This window comes from Gordonia sp. NPDC003504, assembly GCF_053587995.1.
Genome location: NZ_JBSFPC010000001.1, coordinates 573,075 through 586,263 on the forward strand (window position 1 = coordinate 573,075; position 13,189 = coordinate 586,263).

Consider the following 13,189-nt stretch of genomic DNA (forward strand, 5'->3'; position numbering starts at 1 on the left):
ATGGATTTCACGCTGGATGAGGCCACCCTCGACATTGCGGGGTTGGCCCGTGACATCGCCTCCAAGGTCAGCACCGACGAGCGGGTCGCCGAGTTGGAGGCCGCGGGTCGTATGGACGACGTGCTGTGGCGGGAACTCGGCGCCGCCGGACTGTTGGCACTCGAATTGTCGGCCGACGCCGTCGATGTCGGCGACGGGTTGAGCATCGTCGAATCCGTCACGGTGGCAGAGCAATTGGGACGTGCACTGGCGCGTGTCCCGTTCGGGACGCATGCGGTGGCAGCGCTACCGGTACTCGCGAAGACCGGATCGTCGACGCTACGCGAGTCGCTGCTGGCCGCCGCCGCGACCGGCAAGAAGATCCTGACGGTGGCGTTCGAGGAGGAACTCGGTGCCGATGTCCGTGCGCCACAGGCCACGCTGTCACGGAACGACTCCCGGTGGGTGCTGTCGGGCACCAAGGTCAACGTGCCCTACGCCGCCGAGTCCGCGGCCATTCTGGTGAACGCGGTCTCCGACGACGGGGTGCGGGTGGTCGCCGTGGCGAGTACCGCTCCCGGGGTCGGCATCACCGACACCCCGGTGACCGGCAAGACCCCGACATTCATCGTCGACTTCGACTCGGTTGTGATCGACGACGATCATGTCCTCGCCGGTGGTGGCGACACCGTCGCCGAGGTGGCCGACCGCATGACCTTGGCGGTGTGTGCCGATCAATCCGGAACGGTCTCTCGTGCAATGGAATTGACCGCCTCGTACGCCGTCGAGAGAGAGCAGTTCGGTCGCGCCATCGGGTCCTTCCAGGCGGTGGCGCAGCGTCTGGCCGACGGATACATCGACGCGCAGGGCTTGTCATTGACCACCACCCAGGCGGCGTGGCTGTTCGCCCGCGCCGACGACCTCGACGACGGTGACGACGTCGGGATGGCCATCGCGACCGCCAAGTTCTGGGCGTGCGACGCCGGGCACCGCGTGGCCCATACCGCCGTCCACGTGCACGGCGGCGTCGGCCTCGACACCACGCATCCGGCGCACCGATACTTTCTGCGCGCCAAGCAGAACGAGTTCACGATGGGTTCGGCGCCGGTGGTCCTCGAGTCCATCGGCGCGGGGCTGGCATCGGCGCCGGCGTGACCGAAGCGGGGCAACTGACGGCGTCCACCGCGACGATCTCGTCGTTGCTCGCCGCACTCGCCGACGTCGACGACCGCGGGATTCATCACGAGAATGGCTTCACACCGTTCTCCCGGTATGTGTCGGACGCGCGCCTGTGCGCGGGCCGGTTGCGTGCGCGTCTCGATTCTGAGCGGCCACCCCATGTCGGCGTATTGCTCTCCAACACCATCGAATTCGCCGTTCTTGTCGCCGCCGCGGCGATCGACGGATTGGTGATGGTCGGACTCAACACCACTCGCCGGGGTGAGGCGCTGGCCGCCGACGCGGGGCGCGCCGACTGTCAGTTCGTTCTCGTCGACTCCGAGACGGCCGATCTGGTCGATGGCGTGGACATGGGGATGGCGGTTCTCGACGTTGCCGAGGTGTTCGGCGGCGAGTCTCCTGCGGCCGACAGCGTGGGTATTCGGGAAGTCCTCCCGGACGAGTTGCTGATGCTGATCTTCACGTCCGGAACCACCGGCGAACCGAAGGCTGTGCGATGCACACAGCGCACCTTTGCCGCTGCGGGTGTGATGCTGGCCGAGCGCTTCTCGATCGGCGCCGACGACGTCGTCTACCTGTCGATGCCGATGTTCCACTCGAATGCGATGATCGCGGGGTGGTCGGTGGCGTTGGCCGGTGGGGCGTCGATCGCGCTGCGGCGCAGGTTCTCTGCACGCGGATTCGTCGAGGATGTGAAGCAGTACGGGGTCACCTACGCCAATTACGTCGGCAAGCCGCTGCACTACATCCTGGCGACCGAGGAGCAGGACGACGACGCGTCGACCCGTTTGCGGATGGTCTATGGGAACGAGGCCTCGGCTGCCGACCGAGACCGTTTCGCGCGGCGCTTCGGTTGCCGCGTCGTGGACGGATTCGGGTCGACGGAGGGTGGTGTGGCGATCACCCGCACTCCGGACACACCCCCGGACGCGCTGGGACCGTTGACTTCTCCGACGCAGATCGTCGACCCGGAAACCGGTGCACCCGTAGCAGCCGGACAGGTTGGCGAGTTGGTGAACGGTTCCGGTGCAGGCCTGTTCAGTGGCTACTACAACGACCCGGAGGCCACGGCCGAACGGATGCGCGGCGGCGTGTATCACACGGGCGACCTCGGCTGGGTCGACGACGCGGGCTTCATTCACTTCGCGGGCCGCCTCGGCGATTGGATGCGTGTGGACGGCGAGAACCTCGGCACCGGCCCGATCGAACAAGTCCTGCTGCGCCACCGTCTGATCCGCCAGGCCGCGGTCTTCGGCGTACCGGTCGAGATCGGCGACGAGATCGAGGCCGTGCTGGTCTGCTCGGACCACCTCTCCGCCGCCGACTTCCGCGACTTCCTCTCCGCCCAGCGGGATCTGGGTCCAAAGCAATGGCCGCACCGGGTTCGGAAGGTCGAATCGCTCCCCGAGACAGCGACCTTCAAAACCGTGAAACGCCATCTACGCGAGACCAACACACCACCCACCTGGGTCCGCACCAACGGCCATTACGTCCCACCGGTCGAGTAGCGCGACCTTCCCACCCCGCGGATCGAGTGCGCGCAACCCGCACCGGTCGAGTGCCGACAAGCTTGCGAGTCGGTGTATCCGTCGGGCCGAGCTCGTCGAGGTCGAGACCACTCCGCTATTCGGGAGCGAAACCGAACCAGCGCCAACCGAACCCGCCCCTGTGGACACCGATACTCCTCATCCCCAACCAGTTCCGCGCCGATCAGTTTTGTCGGTGGTCGTCGCTACACTTGACTGGAGTTCAGTTGGAGCGACCGAGCAGAGGGGTGAACATCATGGCCGACACCACAATTCGCACGACTGCCGCGCCGGAGTTGTCGATGACCGCCGCCGACGCCGCCATGATCGATCACCTCCCCGCCGAGCAGGCCACCGCTCTGGCCCGATCGTTGCAACGCCACGAACGACAACTGATCGCCCGGAAGGTGCTCTCCGCAGCCCGGATCGGGCACACCGTGTACGACGAGATGCTGCTCTCGGGCCACATGACCAACGCGCACACCACCGGTGCGGTCGACAAAGCCGCCACCGGCAAGGTCTCGACCGCGCTGGGTGTGTCGGTACCGCACGCCACCGCGTGGATGACGCTGAGTTTCCTGCTGTCGACACTCCCGACGGTAACCGCGGCGTTCCTGGCCGGTGACCAGTCCCTGGAACGTATCCGCATCATCGCCGACGAGATCGTCGTGCTGTCCGATGACGATGTGCGTGCGTTCGCCGAAACCCGCGCACTGCAACTCGCCGGACGTAATCAGGCGGATACGACCCTGCGGGATCAGGTCGCCGAGATGGTGATCGCCCTGGATCCCGACGGTGCCGCCGACCGCCGCGAGGAAGCCGCCGCACGCGATCAGAACGTGCGGGTCCGTCGGGACACCAACGGGCACTGCAGCATCTCCGTCTACGCACCCGGGGAGATGGGTGCGCATCTGGCAGCGCGGATCGCACAGATGATCAGTCAGCGGATCTGCCCGCGTGATCCACGTCGCCGCGGTCAGGTGCAGGTCGCGGCGTTCGCCGAAATCCAAGGACTACCCGGCGCGTACCTGTCGTGTGAATGCGGGCGGGGTGACTGCTCGCGGGCGATCCCGTTGCCGGAGGAACCCAGTGGCCTGACCGACCTCGACATCGATGTCGACGGCGGCGCGGCTGATCTGTCTGGCGATGTCGACGCCGAGCGCGGTGAGGCTGACGAGATCACCGAACCCGAGACGACCGACGATCCCCAGACGGACGCTAATGTGGCCGTCGATCCCGAGACGATCACCGACGGCGACGCTGACTGTGCGACAACGGATACCGTCGAGGCGCACCCCAACATCGACACCGACGCCGACACCGATTCACAGTTGTCGCTGTCGTTGATCACCGACCCATCCGGGCAGCGGGAAGCCCGGCTGGAATACTTCGGCGTGATTGACGAAGCTCACGCCCGAACGCTGATCAATTCGGGACAGCTGGTCACCGTCACCGAGTTTCCCACCCTGGACATACCCACCATCAGCACCGCCACCTCGCTGGATCGGATACCGGCGGCGTGGCGTCGTCTCGACGACCCGTTCCCCGCAGCACCGATCGACCCGACCGGACACGGCGGATATCTCCTCCCACCACCGGGTGCGTTGACGTACCGGATACCAGCCTGGTTACGGGAGAAAATCATCGAATTGGACGGCACGTGCCGGTATCCGCAGTGCGGACGCCCGGCCAGTGACTGCCAGATCGATCACCTGGTGAAATTCGTGCACCAGGATCCGATCACCGGTGGCTGGACGGTGGAATTCAACCTGATGCCGCTGTGCTCGCCGGACCACCAGCGAAAACACATGGGATTGTTGCTGCCCACCATGCTCGCCGATCGGGCGGTCATCTGGCGCGACCCGGTCACCGGGGAAACCATCACCACCTATCCCCGGTAGGTCTGAGGCTTCGGTCTACCGTCGCGTCGTGCTGCGACTTCCCTACCCCTCCAACGTCTTCGTCATCCGACCGACTGCCTCTTCGTACTCGCTGACCATGTCAGCGATGAGCTCGGCGACCGGTGTGATGGCGTTGAGCCGTCCCACGATCTGACCCGCCGGCATCGCGACGACGCCGGGGTCGTCCGACGCCGAAATCCTCGCGTGCGCTTCGGAAACCAGGATGTTCTGCAGCGGCATGGGCAGCGGGTCGGGAGCGTTGTCGGCGTCCCACGCGTCGGTCCAGCGGGTCTTGAGCAGCCGGGCAGGCTTGCCGGAGTATATCCGTCGCCGCACCGTGTCACGCGAGGTCGCATCCAGCAGCGCCTGCTGCACCGTCGACGGACCCTCCTGACCCTCAGCCATACCGAGTTTGTACTCGGCGGCGGTCAGCCAGTAGGTGCCCATCCAGACACCCTGTGCGCCAAGGGCGATGGCCGCGGCGATCTGTCGGCCACTTCCCACTCCACCGGCGGCGAGGACCGGGGCGCGGTCGCCGACGGCGTCGACGAGTTCGGGCCACAGGATCATCGAGGTGACCTCGCCGGTATGCCCACCACCCTCGTAACCCTGGGCGATGACGATGTCGACACCTGCGTCGACATGATGCAGCGCATGGTCTTTCGCACCCGCGAGGGCAGCCACCAGCACACCATGATCATGGGACGTCTGGATCACGTCGGCCGGCGGTGAGCCCAAGGCGTTCGCGATGAGCTTGATCTGCCCGTACTTGTCGGCATGGGTCATCGCAACATCGACATGCGACCGGGCCACCGAATGCAGCCATCCGAGGACACCGGCATTGACTCGATCGCCGTCGGGCAGCGGTGGGACGCCGAGATCGTCGAGGGTGCGCTCGACGAAGGCGCGGTGCTCCGGCGGGATCATCGCGTCGAGATCCACATGGCTTCCCTCGGTGGGAATCTTGGCCGGCATCACCACGTCGACGCCAAACGGCTTGCCGTCGGTGTTCTCGTGCATCCACTCGAGGACCTCGTCGAGTTCGTCCGGATCGTTGAACCGCACGCAGCCCAGCACGCCGAGACCACCGGCCCGGCTGATCGCCGCCGCCACATGCTGACTGGGCGTGAAGCCGAAGATCGGATAGTCGATGCCGAAGCGTGTCGCCAGATCGGTTTTCATTTCGTGGTCTCCGCAACCGCCGCGCGGGCATCCTCGATGGTGGTGTCGGCAGGTCGGCCCTCGGCAACCGAGACCGCCCACCGGTAGTCGGGCTTACCCGCCGGTGACCGTTTGATCGCGTCGACGAACCAGACACTGCGTGGGGATTTGTAGCCGGCCAACTCTTTTCGGACGACGTCGGAGAGCTCGGTCACCGACGGTCGGGCATCGTCGCGGACCGCGATCACCGCCCCGACCCGCTGACCGAAGCGGGGGTCGGCCACGCCGACCACGACGGTGTCGAAGACGTCGGGATGCGCCTTCAGCGCCGCTTCCACTTCCTCGGGGAACACCTTCTCCCCGCCGGTGTTGATCGACACCGATCCGCGGCCGAGCATGGTGATGCTGCCGTCGGCCTCGACCTGCGCGAAGTCGCCGGGGATCGAGTAGCGAACCCCGTGGAACACCTTGAACGTCTTCGCCGACTTCTCCGGATCGTTGTGATAGCGCAGCGGGATGTGGCCGGTGCGCGCCAGCACACCGACCTCGCCGCTGCCGGGTTCCACGCGGGTGCCGTCCTCGCGCAACACGTGAGTCTGCTTGTCGGCGTTGACCCGTGGCGCCCCGACGTGCGATTGACCCTTGGCAACGACGCCCAGCCCACCGAATCCGGTCTCCGACGAACCAATGGCGTCGATGATGACGGCGTTCGGGAACTTGGCGAGGAACTGTTCCTTGACGCTCGGCGAGAACAGGCACGCCGAACTGGCCACCGACACCACCGTCGAGGTGTCGTGGTCACGCTGTTCGAGCGCCTCGATCATGGGGCGCCCCATGGCATCTCCGGTGATGAAGATGACGTTCACACCGTGCCGACCGACCGCCTCCCACACGGAGTGAGCGTCAAAGTCCGGGTACACCACAGCTTTTCCACCGCCGAAGAGCGCCTGGAAGACCGCCCACTGCGAACCGCCGTGGATGAAGGGCGGGATCGGGAACCGCACCAGCTGCCCGCCGGCGGCGCCGGTCTTGGCGTGTTCCCATTCGTCGGTGACCGGCTCACCGGTGTACCACTCGATGCCGCCGCCGAGTACCCGCCAGACGTCCTCCTGCCGCCACACCACGCCCTTCGGCTTCCCGGTGGTGCCGCCGGTGTAGAGCATGTACAGATCGTCGTTGGCGCGGTCCCCGAAGTCGCGCGCGGTCGACGATTCGGCAATCGCGTCCTCGTAGGCGATCGCCGGCGCCACCGCGTCCGCGCATGTCACGTCGACGTCGCTGCCATCCTCGATCACGATCCGATGTTCGACCGCCAGGTCTGCTCCGCCATAGTCGGCCCGATTCGATAACACGTTGCAGACGCGTGGCGAGTACTGCCGCTCATGGATGAGCACTTTCATCCCGGAGTCACTGAAGATGTGATCGAGTTCGGCCTCGACGTAGCGGTAGTTGACGTTGACCATCACCGCCCGGGCCTTGAAGATCGCGACCATCGCCTCGACGGATTCAATGGTGTTTCTGCTGTACAGCCCCACGGCGTCGCCCGGCGCGACGCCGAGTTCCTGAAGCTTGTGGGCCAGCGCGTTACTGCGCTCCTCGAGTTCGGCATAGGTACGGGCGCGGTCGCCGGACTCGAGTGCGGTGCGGTCGGGCATGAGGTCGACCGCATGCTCGATGAGGTCGCCGATGGTGAAAGCCATGAGTCAAAATTAGAACGTGTTACTGTTTCCGGCAAGAGATTCTTCCACATCGATCGATCTGGGGGTCGAGATGACCGCGTTGTCGCAGCCCGAGTCCGCCACCGACCACATCCCCCACTGCCTCGTCGAGCAGCGGGGGCATGTCCTCATCGTCACGATGAACCGGCCCGAGGCCCGCAACGCCCTTTCGTCGGAGATGATGGCGATCATGACCGAGGCCTGGGATCGGGTCGATTCCGATCCGGAGATCCGGGTGGCGATCCTGACCGGCGCGGGTGGCGCCTTCTGCGCGGGGATGGACCTCAAGGCCATGTCGCGCAACGCTCCTGGCGACACCGTCAAGTCCGGGTCGTGGGACCCCGCGTCGCTGCCCGCCCTCCTGAAGGGACGACGGCTGACCAAACCGCTGATCGCCGCTGTCGAGGGACCCGCCATCGCCGGTGGCACCGAGATCCTGCAGGGCACCGACATCCGGGTCGCCGGCGAGAGTGCAAAATTCGGTGTGTCCGAGGCCCGTTGGGGACTCTTCCCGCTCGGCGGGAGCGCGGTTCGGCTGGTCCGGCAGATCCCCTACACGGTCGCCTGCGACATCCTCCTCACCGGGCGCCACATCAGCGCCGCCGAGGCCAAGGAGTACGGACTGATCGGCCATGTCGTCCCCGACGGCACCGCGTTGGACAAAGCACTCGAACTCGCCGAGGCCGTCGCCGCCAACGGTCCGCTCGCCGTGCAGGCCATTCTGCGCACCATCCGAGAAACCGAAGGAATGCACGAACTCGATGCCTTCCAGGTCGAGGCACCGATCGGGATCTCGGTGTTCCAGAGCAAGGATGCCAAGGTCGGGCCCAAATCCTTTGCCACCAAACAGAAACCGGTGTTCACCGGCGAATAGGACACATCGTGGGCGACTCGGCCATCCGTGTCTGGACCGCGCTCTTCTCGCCGATCGGTGCCGCCGCACAGGCCACCGCACTGCGCGACGCGGGCGTGAGCGGCGTGTTCACCTTCGAGGGTCCGCACGACGTGTTCACCCCCTTGGTACTCGCCTCCCGGGTCGACGATGTCGATCTGATGACGAATGTCGCGATCGCATTCCCCCGCAACCCCATTCACGTCGCCCATCAGGCCAACGATCTGCAACTGTTGAGCGACGGACGTTTCCGCCTCGGTCTCGGCACCCAGATCCGGCCACAGATCGAGAAACGGTTCGGCGCCGACTTCGATCGTCCGGTCGGGCGGATGGTCGAGTTCGTCGCCGCACTCCACGCGATCTTCGACAGCTGGGAGACCGGCACCCGCCTCGACTTCGACGGCGACTTCTATCGTCACCGTTTGATGACGCCCACCTTCAGCCCGCCACCCAATCCGCACGGCAGGCCCCCGATCCTGGTCGGTGCCCTCGGCCCGCAACTGACCCGCGCGGTCGCGAGGCATTGCGACGGCCTGCTGATCATGCCGTTCACCAGCGACCGATTCGTCCGCGAATCAATCCTCCCCAGGGTCGCCGCCGGTCTCGCCGACGCCGGCCGCACCGCCGCCGGGTTCACCGTTCTCCCCGAGATCATCGTCGCAACCGGCCGAGACGAGAACGAGTACGACACCGCCGTTACCGCCGCCCGGCGCCTCCTGTCGTTCTACGGCTCCACCCCCGCCTACCGTCCGGTCCTCGACCTGCACGGGTACGGCGACCTGCAACCGGAACTCAATCGGCTCTCCAAGAGCGGCCGGTGGGACGAGATGCCCGAACTCATCGACGACGGCCTCCTCGATACGATCGTCGCCCGCGGAACACCCGCGCAGGTCGCCGAGCGGGTTCACGCGCGCGTCGACGGCATCGCCGACGAGGTGGCGCTCTACCAGCCCTTCCCCCTCGCCTCCGACACGCTCGGCGAGGTGCTCGACGCCCTGCCGGCACACTGACGTCGACCCCGGCGAGATTGACACTGCCATTGGGCGACGGCAGGGTCTAGGACATGCTCCGACGTCCCGTGAACAACGACTGGTCCGGCCAGCGGTTCCCGCACCCCACCAAGCGGCGGCCGATCATCGGCGAGCTCGGCGCGTCCGATCCGCGCAATCCGATCCTCAGCGTTCTCCAATGGGGCGCCAAACTCGGCCCGATCTTCGAACTGCAGGTCTTCCGCCAGAAGTTCGTGTTCGTCGCGTCGGCGGAGCTGACCTCGGAGCTGTGCGACGAGACTCGTTTCTGCAAGGCCCTACCGCCGGCCATCACCGCCCTGCGCCAGTACGCCGGCGACGGCCTGTTCACCGCCTTCAACGATGAGCCCAATTGGCAACTCGCCCACGAATTGCTGATGCCGGCCTTCACCAAAGCCGCGATGCGGTCGTATCACTCCACGATGACGGCCACGGCAGGCGAACTGTTCGACTACTGGGATCGTCGCGCCGTCGGCGCCGCGGATGCCGGCGTCACCACGGAACCGGGGGTCACCACCGATTCCGACGTCACTCAGGATATGACGAAGCTGACGATGGAGACGCTGACGCGCACCGCGTTCAGTCGGGACTTCGGGTCGTTCACCTCGTCGGAGCCGCATCCGTTTGTGGCCGCGATGATCCGCGCGCTCGAAACCGGGCGCCGCAAGGGCGGACTCGGCACCGCCCCTGGCGGCCGGTTCCTGACTCGCTATCTCGACCACCGCAACGCCGGGTACCAGGCCTACATCGACTCCCTGCTCGACAACGTGATCGCCGAGCGCGCCGACGACCACCGCCAGGACGACCTGCTCGGCATCATGCTCAACGTGGCCCACCCCGAGACCGGCGAGAAACTGTCGATGCTCAACATCCGGTATCAGATCCTCACCTTCCTCGTCGCCGGACACGAAACCACCTCCGGTGCACTGTCATTCACCCTGTACTACCTTTCACAGAACCCGGAGTGCCTGGCACGGGCACGGGTGGAGGCCGACGACATCCTCGGCGACGATCCCACCGCGATGCCGACCTTCGAGCAGGTCCCCAAGTTCCGCTACATCCGACGCTGCCTCGATGAGGCGTTGCGGATCTGGCCGACGGTGCCCGCCTTCGCCCGCAGCCCCCGCGTCGACACCGAGATCGCCGGCCGGTACCGGATGCGGCCGCAGGACTGGGCCGTCATCATGCTCGGTCTGGTACACCGCGACCCCGAGGTCTGGGACCGTCCGGATGTCTACGATCCGGACCGCTTCCTCGCCGAGAATGTGAAGAAGCGACCCGCCCACAGCTACAAGCCGTTCGGAGCAGGCCTGCGGGCGTGCATCGGTCGCCAGTTCGCGCTGCACGAGGCGGTTCTGGTTCTGGCCGGGCTCCTGCATCGTTACGAGCTGGCCGCCGACCCGAGCTACCAGCTGGCTGTCGACGAGCGACTCACCATGGTGCCCAAGGACTTCCACCTGTCGCTGACGAAGCGGACGATCCCGGCGACGGCAGGCATCGGCTGAGGCGTCCCATCCCGTCGAGTGGGCGCCGTATCCCGTCGAGTGGGCGCCGTATCCCGTCGAGTGGGCGCCGTATCCCGTCGAGTGGGCGCCCTATCCCGTCGAGTGGGCGTCCCATCCCGTCGAGTGGGCCTACACCAACCCCGCCACCTGCTCGATGGTCGCCACATCGCGGGCGGTCACCATCAGCATGCCGACGCCCGCGGCCTCCCACTGCTTGATCTGGTCGCGCACCTCGTCGGCGGTCCCGGCGATCAACGTTTCGCGCACCATCTCGTCGGGTACGGCGGCGATCGCCTCGGCCTTGCGCCCCGCCAGGAACAGCCTCCCGATCTCGTCGACGACGTCGCCGTAACCCATCCGCCGATACAGTTCGGCGTGAAAGTTCTTCTCCTTGGCGCCCATTCCGCCGACGTAGAGCGCTGTCGACGGCCGGTACCGATCGATGACCGACGCGACGTCGTCGGTGATGGCCATCTGCACCGTCGCCGCCACCTCGAAGTCCTCACGGGTGCGACGTGCACCGGGCCGGGCGAATCCGTCGGCAAGCCATTCCTCGTACTGATCGGCCAGTGACAGGCTGTAGAAGATCGCCAGCCACCCGTCGGCGATCTCCGCGGTCTGCGCCACGTTCTTCGGCCCCTCCGCGCCGAGCCAGATGGGGATGTCGGCGCGCAGTGGATGGGTGATCGGCTTGAGCGCCTTCCCCAGACCGGTCGCGCCGGGCGCATCGGCGGGATACGGCAACGGGTAGTGCGGACCGCCGCTGGTCACCGGCGCCTCCCGTCCGAGCACCGACCGCACGATCTCCACGTATTCCCTGGTGCGCGCCAACGGCTTTGCGAACGGCTGCCCGTACCAGCCCTCGACCACCTGCGGCCCGGACACCCCCAGTCCGATGATGTGGCGCCCTCCCGAGAGGTGATCCAGCGTCAGCGCCGCCATCGCCAAGGAGGTCGGCGGCCGGGCGGAGAGTTGGGCGACCGCGGTACCGAGCCGAACCCGTGACGTCGACGCACCCCACCACGCCAGTGGCGTGTAGGCATCCGATCCCCAGGACTCGGCGGTGAACACGGAGTCGAACCCGTTCTCCTCGGCCGCGGCGATGAGCGCGGGCGCGTGCGTGATCGGTTCCGCTCCCCAATAGCCCAGTTGTAACGACAGTTTCACGATGGTCGCCGTCCTCTCGTGGCACCGATCAGAAGCGCGATGACATGCGCCTTGTGCCCAATACTAGAACGTGTTCTACTCGATTGTGTGAGCAGCATCGCAACTGACACCCACGACGGCCCATCGAGTCCCGTCGCCACGGTTCCCGAACCGGAGACGACCATCCTCACCGCGCCGTTGACCAACACCTTCGGCTACACCCGGTCGCTCGGGCCGGTCCTGTCACAGTTCGCGCTCGGGTTGCGCGACGGCCGGATCGTCGGCTCGAAGAACTCCGACGGCACCGTGTCGGTCCCGCCGGTGGAATTCGACCCCTCCACCGGCAAGGCCACCACCGACCTCGTCGACGTCGCCGCCGTCGGCACCGTGACGACGTGGACGTGGAATCCGGTGCCCGCCGAACCGCAACCGTTCGACACCCCCTTCGCGTGGGCGCTGATCCGGCTCGACGGCGCCGACACCGCGCTGCTGCACGCCCTGCGCGTCGACTCCCCCGACGACCTGAGCACCGGCATGCGCGTGCACGCGGTGTGGCGTGCCGCGCGCACCGGCCGCATCGACGACATCAGCCACTTCGCACCGGGTGACACCCCGGCCGTCGCGGCGCCCAACACCTCCGACGACGACCTCCCCCACAACGGCAACGTGGTGATCACGACACCCATCACCACCGCCATCACGCATTCGGCCACCGAGGAGGAGACCTGGTATCTCCAGGGCCTGAAGGCGGGCAAGCTCTACGGCACCCGCATCGGCTCCGGGGTCGACGCCGGCCGTGTGTACTTCCCGCCGCGCAAGGTCAGCCCGTCCGACGGCGCGCCGTCCGTTGAGCGGGTCGAGTTGTCCGACAAGGGCATCGTCACCACCTTCTGCATCGTCAACGTCCCGTTCCAGGGACAGCGGATCAAGCCGCCCTACGTCGCCGCCTATGTCCTGCTCGACGGCACCGACATCCCGTTCCTGCACCTGATCCTCGATTGCCCGGCCGACGAGGTCCGGATGGGTATGCGTGTCGAGGCGGTCTGGGTGCCCGAGGGCGAACGCGAACTGTCACTGGGCAGCATCAGTCACTTCCGGCCCACCGGGGAGCCCGACGCCGAGTACGAGTCGTATCGGGCATTCCTGTGACCCCG

General features: G+C 66.6%; 10 protein-coding genes. 7 read left to right on the forward strand and 3 right to left on the reverse strand.

Annotated elements, in window-relative coordinates; all coding sequences use genetic code 11:
* The 3 genes from ACWDPV_RS02520 to ACWDPV_RS02530 all read left to right on the forward strand — a co-directional run bounded on the left by ACWDPV_RS02520 (position 1) and on the right by ACWDPV_RS02530 (position 4,585).
* Positions 1-1,134, forward strand: coding sequence for an acyl-CoA dehydrogenase family protein (locus tag ACWDPV_RS02520; protein ID WP_348806603.1), 1,134 nt, complete (start codon positions 1-3; stop codon positions 1,132-1,134).
* Positions 1,131-2,666: an AMP-binding protein gene (locus ACWDPV_RS02525; protein WP_449741631.1), complete on the forward strand. Its 1,536-nt coding sequence runs from the start codon at positions 1,131-1,133 to the stop codon at positions 2,664-2,666. Before ACWDPV_RS02520 ends, ACWDPV_RS02525 begins: the two co-directional genes overlap by 4 nt.
* A 275-nt stretch (positions 2,667-2,941) precedes the next feature.
* Positions 2,942-4,585, forward strand: coding sequence for an HNH endonuclease (locus ACWDPV_RS02530; RefSeq protein ID WP_449741632.1), 1,644 nt, complete (start codon positions 2,942-2,944; stop codon positions 4,583-4,585).
* Between the two features lie 42 nt (positions 4,586-4,627).
* Here ACWDPV_RS02530 and ACWDPV_RS02535 read toward each other — a convergent pair whose 3' ends face one another.
* A complete protein-coding gene (locus ACWDPV_RS02535) occupies positions 4,628-5,767 on the reverse strand; it encodes an NAD(P)H-dependent flavin oxidoreductase (RefSeq protein WP_348806600.1) in 1,140 nt (379 codons plus the stop codon).
* Positions 5,764-7,446 (reverse strand): acyl-CoA synthetase, encoded by a 1,683-nt coding sequence (locus tag ACWDPV_RS02540; protein ID WP_449741633.1) that lies wholly within the window; start codon positions 7,444-7,446, stop codon positions 5,764-5,766. The genes ACWDPV_RS02535 and ACWDPV_RS02540 overlap by 4 nt, the downstream gene beginning before the upstream one ends.
* A 70-nt stretch (positions 7,447-7,516) precedes the next feature.
* Here ACWDPV_RS02540 and ACWDPV_RS02545 point away from each other — a divergent pair, with 70 nt between their 5' ends.
* Genes ACWDPV_RS02545 through ACWDPV_RS02555 form a run of 3 tightly spaced genes read left to right on the forward strand, consistent with a single transcriptional unit; the run spans position 7,517 to position 10,889 of the window.
* Positions 7,517-8,338, forward strand: a complete 822-nt coding sequence (locus ACWDPV_RS02545; RefSeq protein ID WP_348810086.1) for a crotonase/enoyl-CoA hydratase family protein — start codon at positions 7,517-7,519, stop codon at positions 8,336-8,338.
* Between the two features lie 23 nt (positions 8,339-8,361).
* Positions 8,362-9,366 carry a TIGR03617 family F420-dependent LLM class oxidoreductase gene (locus ACWDPV_RS02550; protein ID WP_449741884.1) on the forward strand — a complete coding sequence of 335 codons (1,005 nt, stop codon included), beginning with the start codon at positions 8,362-8,364 and terminating at the stop codon, positions 9,364-9,366.
* Positions 9,367-9,419: 53 nt separating this feature from the next.
* Positions 9,420-10,889, forward strand: coding sequence for a cytochrome P450 (locus tag ACWDPV_RS02555; protein ID WP_449741634.1), 1,470 nt, complete (start codon positions 9,420-9,422; stop codon positions 10,887-10,889).
* 129 nt (positions 10,890-11,018) lie between these two features.
* On the opposite strand, the gene ACWDPV_RS02560 is transcribed toward ACWDPV_RS02555, so the two are convergent.
* Entirely contained in the window at positions 11,019-12,056 is a 1,038-nt protein-coding gene (locus ACWDPV_RS02560) for an LLM class F420-dependent oxidoreductase (protein ID WP_348806596.1), read from the reverse strand.
* 87 nt (positions 12,057-12,143) lie between these two features.
* On the opposite strand from ACWDPV_RS02560, the gene ACWDPV_RS02565 reads away from it, so the two are divergent.
* Complete coding sequence (locus tag ACWDPV_RS02565; RefSeq protein ID WP_348806595.1) at positions 12,144-13,184, forward strand: Zn-ribbon domain-containing OB-fold protein; 1,041 nt, start codon at positions 12,144-12,146, stop codon at positions 13,182-13,184.
* The last annotated feature ends 5 nt before the right edge of the window (positions 13,185-13,189 follow it).